Below are 15,438 nucleotides of genomic sequence, written 5' to 3' on the forward strand. Positions count from 1 at the left end.
CAACTTGGGCTTCTAATAAAGAAGATTTACTAAATTGTAGCTTTTCTTTATTTATCTTACCAATAGCTGTTTGCTTGTTTGCTTGATTGCTGTATTGTCACCAAAGGCATAATCTACGCGTTTATGGATCAACATTGATAGTCCCTGTTCAACGGTTTCGACAAAAACAAGTTTCATTTTTGCTTCTATTAATTGCTGATGGATAGGACCTTCTTTACTTGGTCTTAATAAGGCCACAGATTTATTTTTTAATTCCGATAATTGTTGCCACTCAAATGGTTTATAGTTTTTAAGCCTATATAACCCAAGCTTTATAACTTCATCAGAAAGAGGTAGAAACTTAGCGTATTTATCGTTTGGTTTTGGCGGATAAAAGGAAATACACCAATCACTGGTTCGCATCAGCTTTTGTGCGCGAGCTGGAGGTACAAATAAAGGTTGATAAGGTGTTTTAAAATTATCAGTGGCATATTTTTCTAGTAATTTAAAATTGATGCCATAGCCATTAATGTCGTTACTGGTAAAGGGGGGATATTCAATTGAAATCACATCTATACTCTGTTTTGACCAGGTATGAACTGAAGTGATAATAAGCAACTACCAGAGTGTTTTTTTCATTTGACGTCCTTATCAATTCGAATTTTATTTGTATGGGGCTATTTTTTATTTTTCACTTTCCAGGAGATCCCGCCTAATATTAATGCAACTAGCATTGTAATACCAGCACCACTTGGTTGGTCAAAAATAAGGTAAAAAGCACCACCTATAAGCGCACTAAGACATGTTGCTATAATTAAATACCCTAACATAAACCCCACTTTTTTATTTATTAATGGTTTAAAAAACCTACCTTATATTATACCTAAGTATCTGTAACTAAGATTTAAATCTTAAATTTAATCACTGTATTAGTTGTATTAGTTAATTGGTAATTCCATAATTACTTTTAAACCACCAAGCTCTGAGTGTTCAGCAAAAATTTTACCTTTATGCTCTTCTATTAAGCTTTTACAAATAGCTAACCCTAATCCAGAACCTCCAGTGGCGCGACTTCTAGAGCTTTCTACACGATAAAGTCGCTCAAATATATTGATTAAATCCATATCAGACACACCTGGCGCACTATCTTCTATTGCTAACTTTAGTTTATTATTTTTAACTGTGGCCGAAAGTTTAACTTGTCCTGGTTTATGTGTGTATTTAATACTGTTAGTCAAAAGGTTAGTAAATATTTGTTTGATTCTATCTGGGTCAAGATCTACCATCAGTTTGTCCGGTAAAGATTTATTAATTTCAAATGTGAGTTTGTTTTTATTAACAAATTGCGTTAATTCATCTTCCCAAAGAGCTAATGATTGGTTAAGTTCAAATGTGGCTATATTGAGTTGCAAAGCACCGACATCAGATTGTGCTAATTGACTAATATCAGTTATTAGGTGCTGAATATCATCTATTTTATTATCGAGTGCTTGATAAGAAGCCTGTACATCTTCTTCTAAATCATCCTTTAATAATTCAACTTGCAGTTTTAATACCGTAAGAGGGGTGGTTAACTCGTGAGAAACATCGGCAAGTAGCTGGTTTTTTTTTGTGAGTAGTTTATCCATTAAATGTGTTTCTTTAAGCGCTAATTTTTTTCTTTGCATTTGCAAATAGGAGAAACCCACTAAGAGTAATATGATAAAAACTGTTGAAACGATGACAATTATTAGGCGTTGCTCTAATTTTATATTGTCTAGTTGTTTTAGGTTATCATCAAATAACTGCGCTGACTGTATGGTTGATTGTTTAACAAAGTTATTTTTAGATTGCTTTTCTTTATCTATTAACTTTAATGCTGATTTTGCAATATCTTCTGGTGTTGAAGACATCACCCCTCTGATCAGTGATATTTCTTTTTTAATCGGTTTTTTGTTTGGATATAACTTGTCTACAGCTAAAAGTGTTTGATAACTCTTATCTATTTTTCCCATTTTAAAATAGTTAATACTTAATAACTCATAAGTAGCTTGTATATATGATACATTTTGACTGTTATTTACTTCCTTTAAACCTGCTTCTAAATATTGAATACTTAATGCTAAGTTATTGTCTAATTGAGCTACTTTTGCCGATAGATAATTGAATTTTAGTTTTGCGTCTTTTAATTTAGGATGTTTATTTGAAAAATCATCAAGTTCAGCTAGATGTTGCCAAGCAAGTTTTGTATTTGCTAGTGCTGTACTGTAATGAACCGAATTCAAAATGGAATTATAAATACTCTTAGTATCATTCGTTTGAGTAAATGATTTATACACCAACATATTATATTCATATGCTTTATCGTACATTAATGCACGAAAAGAGAGTGAAGCCGCTTGATTAAATATTATTTGTTTAATCTCTGAGGATAAGTAATGTTGTTTGGCTATATTAAAAGCTTCATCATATAGCTTGAGGCCTTTACTCATACCATGTTCTTCACTTTGTAAGCACTTGGCATAATAAGCGATTGATTTAGCAATAAGATTTGGCTTCTCGATTCTTCTGGATATTGATAATGCCTGCTCTCTATCTTTACAATCTGTTTTATTAAAATGATCTATATTTGATGTCACTCTTGCGCGCATTATATATAAATTAACTAAAACCTCAGATGGTGAAAGCTTTTTACTTCTATAGATGGCTATTCCATTACTAAATGCAGTTTGAGCTTCATTCATTTTATGCTGTTTCTCTAGGTTATTACCTAACAAAAGCCAATACTCTGCCTTTTGAACTGCTGTAAATGAATCTAATTTTACATTTGATAGAATTGATATTTTCTCAGAGCTTAGCAGCTTTAACTCAACTTGTTTTTTGAGTTCAATAAAGCTTAACGCATCAGCTTGATAGCTTAGCAGTGAAAATACAACGGCTAATACACTCATTATTTTTAAATTTTTCAATGTTACTACCAAATTAAAGCGGTGGTTTAGTCTCACTATCATGCAGCAAGTTTTTATTTAGTATATAAGATGTTTATCTTCAATAGCGCGTTTTTGTGCATATTATTTTAATCTAATTTCCTTACTGTTACGTTCGTTCTTGTTTTGATAATGATATTGATGGAGTTAGGAGAAAGTATGGATTAGATACAGATTGTGAAAGAGGAGGTTTGCTTTTAATTTCTCCACAAACTTTCCCAGCTGTCCAAGTTTAATTTATTTGAAATTAATAGATCATTACAGTGCAATCAAGAGGGAGTTCTCCATGAAAAAATGAATAATGATGTGGTTTATGTTAATCAGTTCAGATATGTTTGTAGCCAGTAATTGTTCCGATCCCATGAAAGGAGTACGAGCAAAGAAAACTCCGATAAAGATAAAAATAAAGGTGGATTATAAATTTGAATTTATAAGCTCTAGCGCTTCATCTAAAATTTCTTGAACTGCTTTTCTCGCTTTTTCTGGTTTTTTAGATTTTATGGTTTGAAAAATATAAGCATGTTTGTTGATATCGCCATCTTCACCTTTTGTTTTATTGGTGTAACGAATACTGACTCTTAGTGCTGTACTAATGAAATCACTTAATTGAATGATAAAAGGATTGCCACTGGCTTTTAAAATGCTGGTATGAAAAGCAATATCAGAATCTAAAGTATCATCTAATCCTTTTTCTGCTTCTTTCATACGTTTTAATGCGGCTTCGATCATATCTAATTCGTCATTTGTGGCATTAACGGCTGCTAAAGCGGCAGCTTGTGGTTCAATTGCAGCACGAACTTCGGTGAATGACTTTAAAAGTGATAAAGATGGATTACTACTTAAAATCCAGCCTAATACATCAGTATCAAACATATTCCAATTAGTTGCGGGTAAAACTTTAATGCCTTTTTTAGGTCTTGATTCAATTAAGCCTTTCGCTGATAACATTTTTACAGCTTCACGGGTGGCACTTCTGCTTACATCATATTCAATGCACAGATTAGCTTCCGTAGGTAGACCCTCACCAATTTTATATTTACCAGTCACAATCGCTTTACCTAATTCATGGGTAAGTTGGTAGGTTAAGTTATGTTTTTGATTACTTATCATTACGATATAGCCTATATGTAAATATTGATGTGTTAAATCATATAAATGGAATTTACACAAAAATGATTAAAAATTCGAGACAAACCTCAAGATATCAAAATTTTCATGTTTTTATTTTGAATACAATATATCATAATTGAGTGAAAAGGTGTTTAATTTGATTTTTCTGATTTGAGAATGGTATTAGATAGTGAGAAAGTATCTTACTGATGTTTCTTTAAGCTATTCATTTGGAGTTTTTGTGACCGTTTCGACTCATTATTATAATTTAAAAAATAAAGTCATTTTTATAACAGGTGGCGCTAGTGGCATTGGTGCTGCAATGGTTAAGGCGTTTTCAGATCAGGGCGCTAAAGTGGCTTTTGTTGATATAGATGAAGCTGCATCTTGCTCACTTGCAAAAAATTTGTCTAATTCATATTGGTATAAAAATTTGGATGTTACAAACCCGCAAAGCTTACAAAGCGCCGTTGATGAAGCTGCGCAAGCCTTAGGCGGCTTAGATGTACTTATTAACAATGTGGCAAATGATATGCGTCATTCACCAGAAAATATAGCCATCAGTGAATGGCAAAGGTGCATGAGCATAAATCTTGATCCTACTTTTTTTGCCTCTCAAGCAGCCTACAAAATTATGAGTAACCAGAAGTCAGGCAGCATTATTAATTTTAGTTCAATCAATGCATTATTAGGGCAAGAACAAATGGCAGGATATGTCACTGCAAAGGCGGGGATCATAGGTATGACTAAGTCCTTAGCCCATGATTTTGGCATTAATAACGTAAGGGTGAATGCCATATTACCTGGTTGGGTCGCAACACAAAAACAACTTGATAGTTGGCTTACAAATGAAGAAGAGAATCGATGGATGCAAACCATGGCTCTGAAAAAAAGAATAGAACCCCAAGACGTTGCAAATTTAGCTTTATTTTTGGCATCAAATGATAGTGCGCTTATTACTGGGCAAAGCATTGCAATCGATGGCGGTAAAACATAATTCATGTTTAAAAATTATATTATAGGCGTTGACTGGGGCACAACTCACCTTCGTGCTTACCTATGCGAGATCGCGACATCTGGAGATATTAATTTAATTGCTGTTGAAAAAGGTTTAGGTGTCAGTAAACAAACATCAAGCTTTGAAAGTTCTCTGTTTGATTGCATTGATCCTTGGTTAAAACTTTACGGTAAGCTGCCAATATATTTATGCGGTCAAATTGGCTCAAGTATAGGTTGGCATGAAGCGTCATATTTACCTTGCCCTATCAACCCCTATAAAATCAAAAATGATTTTTTATCTTTTACTGCTCGAGGTTTTAAAGTATCAATTGTTCCAGGGATCAGTTGTTGCTTAAATAATGATGAATTTGATGTTATGCGAGGTGAAGAGTTACAAATTTTAGGTTGGCTAAAATTAAATCCAAACCATCTTAAAGGACGTTATTTATTATGTTTACCTGGTACACATACTAAATGGGTTTTATTAATTGATGGCGAAATTCAACTTTTTAAAACTGCAATGACAGGCGAGCTATTTGATTTATTAACGACTCAAAGCATTTTAATTCAAAAAAATGGATCTAATTTCAATCAAGAGGCTTTTTTAAGCGGTGCAAACAAAACAATAAATAGTGAACAGGGTGCATTTTCTCACTCTTTATTTAGTGTTCGCAGTAAGCAATTGTTTTCCCAGTTAAGTGAGCATGCTGCATGCTCTTATTTATCAGGCTTTTTAATCGGTTGTGATATCAGGGCTGCAATGAATGCTTCGCAATGGAATATGGAAAGTTTTGAAAGTATAGAGATTATTGGCGCGCCACATTTAAGTGATTGCTTTTCAGAGGTTTTATCTATAAAAAACATAAAGTCGACTGTGCATAATGTAGAAAAAATTACCTTATTAGGCTTTAGTGGCTTACGTTAATGTAGATTGTATAAAATATTAGTTTTATTTTAATCAACAAGCTAATACTATATATCATACAAATAAACCTATTGAGATGGATACACGTTTTAAAATTTATTAAATCGTTATTCAGTTCAAGCACTATAACTAAAACAATATGAGGTAAGTTATGACTTTATCGACACTAGACATATCAGTCTTTGTGTTTTACGTCATTGCCTTAATCGGCATTGCATATTACGTATCACGAGAAAAAGCAGGACATGAAAAAAATGCTAATGATTATTTTTTAGCAGGAAATAGCTTACCTTGGTGGGCGATTGGTGCATCTTTGATCGCAGCTAATATTTCTGCTGAACAAATAATCGGTATGTCGGGTTCAGGTTATAAAATAGGATTGGCAATCGCATCTTATGAATGGATGGCTGCAATAACCTTGATGATCGTTGGTAAATATTTCTTGCCGATTTTTTTAGAACGAAAAATTTATACTATGCCGCAATTTTTGGAGCAAAGGTTTGATAGTCGCGTACGCACTATCATGGCGATTTTTTGGCTGGGAGTGTATGTGTTTGTAAATTTAACCGCAATATTGTGGTTAGGCGCGCTTGCACTTAATACCATCACAGGTATCGATATGATGTATGGCATGATATTTTTAGCTGTTTTTTCACTTGCTTACTCTTTATATGGCGGTTTAAAAGCGGTTGCATTCACTGATATTATTCAAGTGGTATTATTGGTGTTTGGCGGCTTGTTTTTATCTTATATGGCACTTGATTTAATAGGTCAAGGTCAAGGGGTTATCCAAGGTTTTAACGTATTAATGGATAAAGCACCTGAAAAGTTTGATATGATTTTATCGCCCCAAAGTGAGCATTATGCTGATTTGCCAGGTATTTCAGTATTGGTAGGTGGTATGTGGATCATGAACTTATCTTATTGGGGTTTTAATCAATATATTATTCAACGTACTTTAGCGGCGAAAGATTTGCGTGAAGGTCAAAAAGGCATTGCGTTTGCTGCATTCTTAAAGTTATTAATGCCAATTATTGTTGTATTACCAGGTATTGCTGCTGTGTTATTGCTACCAGATTTAGGCAAGCCAGATCAGGCTTATCCTGAACTAATGAATTTAATGCCATCAGGACTAAAAGGCTTAGTATTTGCTGCATTAATCGCTGCAATTGTGTCATCTTTAGCATCCATGACAAATAGTATCGCGACTATTTTTACTATGGATTTATACAAAAATGATAAGAATCCACGTAGTGAAGTACATTATGTAAAAGTGGGCCGAATCGTAAGCTTTACAGCTTTAATCGTAGCAATGTTAGTTGCAAAACCGCTATTAGGTCAGTTTGATCAAGCATTCCAGTATATACAAGAATTTACTGGTTTCTTCACACCCGGTATCGTCGTTTTATTTATTTTAGGCATGTTTTGGAAGAAAACAACGGCAAATGGCGGTCTTGCTGCTGCATTAGGCTCTGCTGTTTTATCATTTGCTTTAAAGATGTTGTGGCCTGAATTACCATTTATGGATCGAGTCGGTTTAGTGTTTATTTTATGTATGCTACTTGCCGTTGTGGTGTCTTTAGTCGAAAACAAAGGCAATCATGAAAATGCTGTGGATTTAAAAGGCATTAGCTTTGGTACTTCAAAGAGTTTTAGCGTTTCAACAGCTGCGGTGTGTTTAATATTGGCAGGTTTTTATACTACTTGGTGGTGATACCAATTCCAATAAATAAATGATTTTTTATAAGCCTGTAATCATTGCAATTTATGGTAGTTATTAACCGATAGTTGTAAATGTATACAGGCTTTTTTATTGAGATTTAAATTAATAGCCATTCTTACTGAGTGATCAGGTAATTAATGTAAATGGTATAAACGTCACTTTAATGACTATATTATCAACTTAAAATGTTTCGAGAATGACTGAATGAACAATAAAATAACAGCAGAATTAATCACTACAATTAAAGTTGGCAATCAGTTGGGAGAAGGTGTGCAATGGCATATCCAAAGCCAACTTTTATGGTGGACAGATATTCAAAACGCTTGTTTATTTAGTTATTGTTTAACCAGTAAAAAGTTGTGTCAATATGGCATGCCTGAACGCGTTGGTTGTTTTGGTTTTATCGAAAATTCGGACCGTTTGATCATTGCTTTTGAAACAGGTATTGCATTATTTGATATTAAAATCAATGAAATTGAATGGTTAGCTCGACCAGAGATGTCAATTAAGGGTAATAGATTTAACGATGGCCGCATTGACCGCCAAGGGCGGTTTTGGGCCGGCACAATGAATCAAAATGAAACAGCACCAACAGCAAAGTTATATTGTTATGATGATTTTTGTGACAGTCATAAACAATGTACTGAATTGCTTAGTAACATTACAGTTTCAAATGGTTTATGTTTCAGTCCTGATGGCAAAACTATGTATCATGCAGACTCCCCAACGCGAGAAATCTATCAATATGATTTTGATATTAAAACAGCTCAGCTGAGCAATAAAAAGCGATTTGCCATTACCGATGAAGGGTGTTTCCCTGATGGTTCATGTATTGATGAAGCAGGCTACCTTTGGAATGCCCAGTGGGCAGGCAGTCAAATAGTACGTTATCAGCCTGATGGTGAAATAGATTGGGTTCTTAAAACGAATGTATCACAGCCCTCATGTGTGGCAATTGGTGGACCAAATATGGATCTGTTATTTATAACAAGTGCAAAACAAGGGTTAAATAAATCACAACTGAAACAAGATGACAAAGCTGGCCATGTATTTATTTATCAATTGAATGGCATTAAGGGTTTACCTGAGGATCAGTTTGTATTAGATAATGAAACTAAGGTTAAAATATGAGCTGTATCACGTTACAAAATGAAGTTGCAAAGTTAATTATTGACCCAAATATGGGTGGGTGTATTTTGCATTACTCAGCAATGATCAATGGTACGTTACGTGATGTTTTTCGAAACGCCGATGATGCAAATTCTATACATGATAGTGCAAGCTTTGCTTTAGTGCCTTTTTCAAATCGGATTAAAAATGGACAATTTGATTGGCAAGGTAAACAGATAAAACTCCCTTTAAATCACTTACCTGAAAAACATGTTATTCATGGTCATGGCTGGCAAACCTCGTGGCAAGTAATATCACACAGTGGGAGTGAAGTAACGATAGAATATAAACATAAAGCGGATGCTTGGCCATTTAGTTATCTTGCAAGACAAAGTTTTAAACTGATAGATACGACATTAAAAATGTCGATGACGTTAACTAATTTATCAGCTGAGGAAATGCCCGCAGGTTTAGGTTTTCATCCCTTTTTTACTCGAACACAAAGGTGCACGTTACATACAAATATATCCCAAATGTGGGCAGTTGATAATGAGTGTATGCCAACAAGAATCATTAATGCATCAGAGGATTTTAAAGATAAACAAGGACATATAATTAATGATGCGGTACTTGATAATGCATTCATTAATTTCCCTTATCAGGCTTCAATTTACTGGCCAGAATGGCAAGCAAAAGCTGATATCACCACATCAAATAACTGTGACTTTTTGGTTGTATATAGCCCAGATAAATCTGGTTTTGTATGTATAGAGCCAGTAACACACTGTACTGATGCGATTAATATGGCTGAAGCAGGTGATAAAAATACCGGAATTAAATCTCTATCTCCTCAAGAGGAAATGCATATATGGATGAATATTTCGCCCAAATCAATTATTACGTAATGTAATTAAAATACTTTCCAGACATTATTTTGTATACAAAAATAAAATCCTATTTATAATACAAATAAATATAAGTGATGAAGTCACATGCTTAGGGTCTGGAGAAATAGTATGCATAATTTAGAGTTTACCCATAGACGTCAAAATCCATTGACGGGAGATTGGGTGTTAGTGTCTCCACATAGAAATAACCGACCTTGGCTTGGGGCAACCGAAACCACTTCAAATTATGATTTACCAAAGCATGATGCAACATGCCCATTATGTCCTGGTAATAATAGAGCTAATAATGAATCTAACCCTGATTATAAAAATACATTTGTATTTGTTAATGATTTTGGCGCGTTAGTGAATGAGCAAATACAAACACAAAATTTAGCAAACAATGATCCATTATTTAAGGCTAATATTGCCAATGGTGAATGTCGTGTTGTATGTTTTTCACCTAAACATAATAAGTCTTTACCTGAATTATCGATAGCTGAAATAGACGCTGTCATTAATACGTGGCAAAGCAATTATATTGAGCTTGCTAGAACATACAACTGTGTACACATTTTTGAAAATAAAGGCGCTGTTATGGGATGCTCTCAGCCTCATCCTCATGGTCAAATTTGGGCTCATGATCATTTATCTACAGAAGTTTTATTAGAAGATACAAACCAATTAACTTATCAAAAGCGGCATGGCACAAATTTATTAAATGACTATGTAACGCGAGAAATTGAGAATCAATCAAGAATGGTTCTTGAAAATGAACATTGGCTCGTTGTTGTGCCTTTTTGGGCTGCCTGGCCATTTGAAACTTTACTGATAGCTAAAGAGGATATACGACATTTTGGTCAACTATCACAGGCGCATAAGTTATCACTTTCTTTGGCTTTAAAAGCGCTAACGACTCGTTATGACAATGTATTCAACTGTAGCTTTCCATATTCTATGGGTTGGCATAATGCACCCTCAAATTTAGATGATAACAGTCATTGGCGATTACATGCTCATTTTTATCCTCCTCTTTTACGTTCTGAGTCTGTAAAAAAACATATGGTGGGATACGAAATGTTAGCTGAAAGCCAAAGAGATCTCAGTGCAGAAACTGCAGCTAAAATATTACGCTCAGCCAGTACAACACATTATAAACTAGGAAAATAAAATGAACCTTGATGCTTTATCTAAAGGATTTAAAGCCATTTTTGACTGTGAACCAACTGGCATTGCTAGCTCGCCCGGTAGAGTCAATTTAATTGGTGAATTTACAGATTATAATGATGGCTATGTTTTGCCATGTGCATTGGAATTTACTACTCAAGTTGCCTTTGCTCAAAGAGGCGATGACCTCATTGTAGTACATTCGTTTCAATATCCAAATGAACAAGACAGCTTTAATTTAGCTGATGAAATTACACAAGGTGATTCACAGTGGGGCAATTATATTCGAGCAGTTGCTTTTGTATTAAAGCGCAGTGGTAAAAAACTCAAAGGCATGAATTTATTAATTGAAAGTAATGTACCGCAAGGCGCGGGGTTATCTTCGTCAGCAGCACTAGAAGTTGCAGTAGGCGGTGCATTTAATCATGTAAGTGATCTTGGTTTATCTAAGCAAGGGTTGGCGTTATTTGGTCAGCAAGCTGAAAATGACTTTATGGACTGCCAGTGCGGTATCATGGATCAACTCATATCAGCAAAAGGTCAAAAAAATAACGCATTACTGATTGATTGTGAATCTTTAGAAACAAAATCAGTTTCGATCCCTGAAGATTTAAATTTAGTAATTATCAATTCTAATTATCCAAGAAAGCTCGTTGATAGTGAATATAACCAGCGCCGGATAGATTGCGAGCAAGCAGCTAAAAAGTTGGGTATCAAAACATTACGCCATGGCACTATTGAAATGCTTAATGTTGCTAAACCTGATTTAACTAGCAATGAATATAAGCGTGCACACCATGTTATTAGTGAAAATAGTCGTGTAATAAAAGCCACAGAGGCTTTAAAAAACAACGATATGGCAAGTTTATGCGCGCTGATGGCAGCATCTCACTATTCTTTAAAACATGATTTTGAAGTAACAGTGCCAGCGACAGATGGTTTAGTTGAAATATGTAAAGGGGCTTTACAAAGTCGTGGCGCAGTACGTATGACAGGTGGTGGCTTTGGCGGTGCAATTGTGTGCTTATGCCGTGACGATGATATAAAACTCATTAAACAAGCTGTTGAAGATAATTATACTCAAAACTTTAATTTAGAAGCTTCAATTTTTGTTTGCAAAGCGGCTGACGGTTTTTTAATCATGGAATAAGAATTACCTAATTAAAGTGTACTTAAAATTGTACGAGCATAGTAATATAATTTTTGATCACACTAAAACCCTAAACACATGTTTAGGGTTTTTTATTAATTTTAGCGAATTTTAAATATTGAATTTGTAATGAGTTTTATTCGGTTAAGTAACCGCCCATTGCCTTAATAAGTTAGCATGGGTCTTGGTGATTTTATCAAATGCATCCGTTTTTCCATTTAGATTCATTATCTCTTTTCGTGCAGAGTCTAAATCACATAATATTTCACGTTGTGATGAAAGCGGAATATGACTTTCTATCCAAGTTAAAGCTACTTTTCTAGAACCTGATGTAACTGGGTTAACACGATGAAGCGTTGTACTTGGGTAAATGATGGCATCACCTGCATTTAACTTAAATGCCATCTCTACTCCAGAGAAGTTCATCACGAGTTCCCCGCCTTGATATTCTTCTGGCGGGCTCAAAAAAATAGTGCATGACAGATCTGTACGTAATACTGCGTTATTTACCATTAAAGCATCATCTATGTGATCGCCGTAACCTCCACCTAAAGTTGATTCGCTGATAATAAATGGCATCATCGCTTTAGCATAAGCAGCACCGGAAAAGTCGGGATGCTGAGTCAGTGAACTTAATAAGCATTGCTCTAGTTCTTCTGTTAAGCTTAAATCACCTTGCCATTGCAGGTTATTTTTAACTTCTTTGGCATGCCATCCAGCTGTATCTTTTCCATTTTCAAAATTACCATGTTCAATAAGTTGAATTATGGCCGTAACTTGCTGTGATGATAATACTTGGGATAATTGTTTGATCATATTTATTATAATACTTCCTTATAAGTTTAACTTATAAGGAAGTAGGTTTACCTATGTTACTAACCAGAGCTCTGATTAAAAATGATAATTAAAAGTTAAGTTAACAGCGCGAGGGGTATTAGGTTGTACAGTAACCCAGTTTGCGCCTGCTTCTACGCGGTTTTTATCAAATAAGTTATTTACAACTAACGCAGCATCCCAGCCTGCTGTTTTGTAATAAGCTCCTAAGTCGGCTTCAACATAACTTGTCATTTCATAGTTGCCGTCATTTCTATCAGATTCATATCTTAGGCCTAATGCAAAACTAACTGATTTATCAAGCTGATAATTATTCCAAATTGATAATGCATGTTTAGGTGTATTATTAGCTTGAATGTCTTTATCATCACCGATCGTGTCATGAGCACGGGTATAAGCATAACTTAAACTGGTATTGAAGCTTTCAGTTAAATAAGCTGATGCATCAATTTCAAGGCCTTTTGATTCAAAACTTTTACCTGAAAGTTGTTGTAATTCCCAACCATTTTCACCTCTATTCCATTTTGTGCTGTTTGTGCGATCTAAAGTGAATAAGGTAATAGCAGCGGTTAAGTCATTATTAAAGAAATCACCTTTAACACCAATTTCGTAATTATTGCCTTCAACAGGTTTATAGTCTGTTTTACCGTTGCCATACTCTGCAATCCAACGGCCTTTAACTGGCTCATAAGCTCGGCTATAAGTGGCAAATAAGTTAATGTCGTCATTAATTTTTTGAACAAAACCTAAATCCCAAATCGTATCACTAAAGCTACTGCTTGTTGCTTCACCTTTACTTAACTCTTCTTGGTCTTGCTTAATATATGCAAGGCCTGCAACTAAAGTTGAATCGCCTAAGCTAATTCGGTCTTTTAAATATATATTTGTATCTGTTTGAGTACGTGGTTTACCTTCTTTATCAACAAGTCCCTGTGGTACTGGGCCTGTAATTTGTTGTTCTGGGTTTGAAGCTGAAATGGTATTTTTACCTACGGCATCCTCACTGCTTTGAAAGTTACGTGCAAAATTAATATCCATATCACGGTAATTGAAACCGGCTAATAAGTGATGTTCAATATCACCAGTTGAAGCTTTCCCTTCAAAAGTAATATCAAATAAATTGTAGCTATCATCTCCGGCTGAATAGACCCATTTACGATTGACTAAATCTTTACCTACTTCATTTTCTAATGCTGATGAGTCAGATATGTATAGATCTAACGCATTAGAAGATGTTTTATTGTGGCGAACATTTGCTGCAAGTTTCCAATCATCAGTTAATTGATGTTTTATAAGTAGGCTTGAACTTGTTGATTCATTTTCACCTTTATCAATCGGGCTACCGTAATATTCACCTCGGTTAATAGGTTTTCCATAGGTTTTAATATCACCAGAAGCAAAATTTGATTCAAATACGCCATCTGCGTAGCCGCTACCGCCAGTTCGTTTACGATCTGCTTTTTCAAAACGCGGCATGATCGTTGTGTTTTCACCGATATCGATACTTAATGCTGCATCTAGTAGTTTTTCTTCTATTTCACGTCGCTTTTGAAAGTGATCACCTGATGGAGTGTATTGCGCCAAGACGCGGTATAAAACATTTTCGCCAGAAACTGGGCCTGTGCTGTCTAAGTTGAAACTGGTATTATTTTGTTTAAAGTTACCAGTATCACTCGATACGTAGCTACGGTTACTGATCCCTATTGAGGTTTTTGCAGTGGCTTGAGGTTTTTTACTGGTAATATTCACTAAACCACCGGCAACTCCCGCTCCGTAAAGTAATGCTTCAGGCCCACGAAGGAACGTTGTACTTTGGGCATTAAAAGTACTCGGAAGCTTAGAGCCTGTTCCGCCTTCACCACCTTGTAATGAACGTAATCCATCAACCATTACATTATCAATACTTGTTCTAAATCCGCGAGCGATATAAGTACGATCTGCAGGACCATTAGCTCTGAAACCCGCAACATAATTAAAGGCTTCTCGTACATCTTGCAAAGCGCGCATTTTTAATGCGTCTTCATCAAGTTGCATCATAGAACGGCCTGTATCTTTAATTGACACATTCATCTTTGTTGCAACTGTGTCGGGTTTATCTAAATCATTGATACGTTTTCCATTTACTGAAATACGTTCAATTTTGTTATATTTATCTCCGGTATCAGCTTGTTGAGCTGAAACTTGATTTACAAGCGATGAGATAAGTACAGTACCTAAAGACACGTTTTTAAAGTTTAGCGCTTTATTTTTTTTGTTCATTTTACAATCCATTTATTTGGAAATTGTTACAATACTAAAAAGTTCGGCGGATCTTAATGCGAATGATTTTCACTTTCAAGCTTTTTGTTGTAATGAATTAGTGTTAATTAATTGTGTTTCTGGTAACTTAGGTATCTAATTTGTAAGGGAAATGTAGGTTTTAAAAAGGTTCAGTTCAAGTTGAAGTTAAATGCATAGTTGATTTTTATAATGGTTATTTGGTATTTGGCTAAAGTGAAGTAAACCTAAGTCAGAGTTTTGTTAGATAATGAGAGAAGAAATACAAAAGATAAGATAATGAAATTTTAAAAATGGGATTGAATTACTAT

General features: G+C 34.7%; 13 protein-coding genes. 7 read left to right on the forward strand and 6 right to left on the reverse strand.

Annotated features, from left to right (window positions below; all coding sequences use genetic code 11):
- Positions 1–51: 51 nt before the first annotated feature.
- The 4 genes from KO527_RS22470 to KO527_RS22485 all read right to left on the reverse strand — a co-directional run bounded on the left by KO527_RS22470 (position 52) and on the right by KO527_RS22485 (position 4,055).
- Entirely contained in the window at positions 52–549 is a 498-nt protein-coding gene (locus KO527_RS22470; RefSeq protein WP_216042484.1) for a hypothetical protein, read from the reverse strand.
- Positions 550–656: 107 nt separating this feature from the next.
- The gene (locus KO527_RS22475; protein ID WP_216042485.1) at positions 657–809 is read right to left on the reverse strand and encodes a hypothetical protein; all 153 of its coding nucleotides are present in this window, start codon (positions 807–809) and stop codon (positions 657–659) included.
- 108 nt (positions 810–917) lie between these two features.
- On the reverse strand, positions 918–2,927 hold the full coding sequence (locus KO527_RS22480) for an ATP-binding protein (protein ID WP_216042486.1): 2,010 nt from the start codon (positions 2,925–2,927) through the stop codon (positions 918–920).
- Positions 2,928–3,359: 432 nt separating this feature from the next.
- Positions 3,360–4,055: a FadR/GntR family transcriptional regulator gene (locus KO527_RS22485; RefSeq protein ID WP_216042487.1), complete on the reverse strand. Its 696-nt coding sequence runs from the start codon at positions 4,053–4,055 to the stop codon at positions 3,360–3,362.
- Positions 4,056–4,296: 241 nt separating this feature from the next.
- Between KO527_RS22485 and KO527_RS22490 the strand changes: the two genes are divergently transcribed.
- From KO527_RS22490 to galK, 7 genes are all read left to right on the forward strand, one after another.
- Positions 4,297–5,052, forward strand: coding sequence for an SDR family oxidoreductase (locus KO527_RS22490; RefSeq protein WP_216042488.1), 756 nt, complete (start codon positions 4,297–4,299; stop codon positions 5,050–5,052).
- A 3-nt stretch (positions 5,053–5,055) separates the two neighbouring features.
- Positions 5,056–5,979 carry a 2-dehydro-3-deoxygalactonokinase gene (locus KO527_RS22495; RefSeq protein ID WP_216042489.1) on the forward strand — a complete coding sequence of 308 codons (924 nt, stop codon included), beginning with the start codon at positions 5,056–5,058 and terminating at the stop codon, positions 5,977–5,979.
- 151 nt (positions 5,980–6,130) lie between these two features.
- Positions 6,131–7,693 (forward strand): sodium/sugar symporter, encoded by a 1,563-nt coding sequence (locus tag KO527_RS22500; RefSeq protein WP_216042490.1) that lies wholly within the window; start codon positions 6,131–6,133, stop codon positions 7,691–7,693.
- Positions 7,694–7,906: 213 nt separating this feature from the next.
- On the forward strand, positions 7,907–8,833 hold the full coding sequence (locus tag KO527_RS22505; RefSeq protein ID WP_216042491.1) for an SMP-30/gluconolactonase/LRE family protein: 927 nt from the start codon (positions 7,907–7,909) through the stop codon (positions 8,831–8,833).
- Entirely contained in the window at positions 8,830–9,717 is an 888-nt protein-coding gene (locus tag KO527_RS22510; protein WP_216042492.1) for an aldose 1-epimerase, read from the forward strand. Before KO527_RS22505 ends, KO527_RS22510 begins: the two co-directional genes overlap by 4 nt.
- Positions 9,718–9,828: 111 nt before the next feature.
- A complete protein-coding gene (locus KO527_RS22515) occupies positions 9,829–10,869 on the forward strand; it encodes a UDP-glucose--hexose-1-phosphate uridylyltransferase (protein ID WP_216042493.1) in 1,041 nt (346 codons plus the stop codon).
- A 1-nt stretch (position 10,870) separates the two neighbouring features.
- Complete coding sequence (gene galK / locus KO527_RS22520; RefSeq protein WP_216042494.1) at positions 10,871–12,016, forward strand: galactokinase; 1,146 nt, start codon at positions 10,871–10,873, stop codon at positions 12,014–12,016.
- Between the two features lie 144 nt (positions 12,017–12,160).
- On the opposite strand, the gene KO527_RS22525 is transcribed toward galK, so the two are convergent.
- Complete coding sequence (locus tag KO527_RS22525) at positions 12,161–12,832, reverse strand: Fe2+-dependent dioxygenase (protein WP_216042495.1); 672 nt, start codon at positions 12,830–12,832, stop codon at positions 12,161–12,163.
- Between the two features lie 75 nt (positions 12,833–12,907).
- Positions 12,908–15,109 (reverse strand): TonB-dependent receptor, encoded by a 2,202-nt coding sequence (locus KO527_RS22530; protein WP_216042496.1) that lies wholly within the window; start codon positions 15,107–15,109, stop codon positions 12,908–12,910.
- Between the last annotated feature and the right edge of the window lie 329 nt (positions 15,110–15,438).

Origin of the sequence: Pseudoalteromonas sp. C2R02, from assembly GCF_018860845.1 — a bacterium.
Taxonomy (GTDB): Bacteria; Pseudomonadota; Gammaproteobacteria; order Enterobacterales; family Alteromonadaceae; genus Pseudoalteromonas.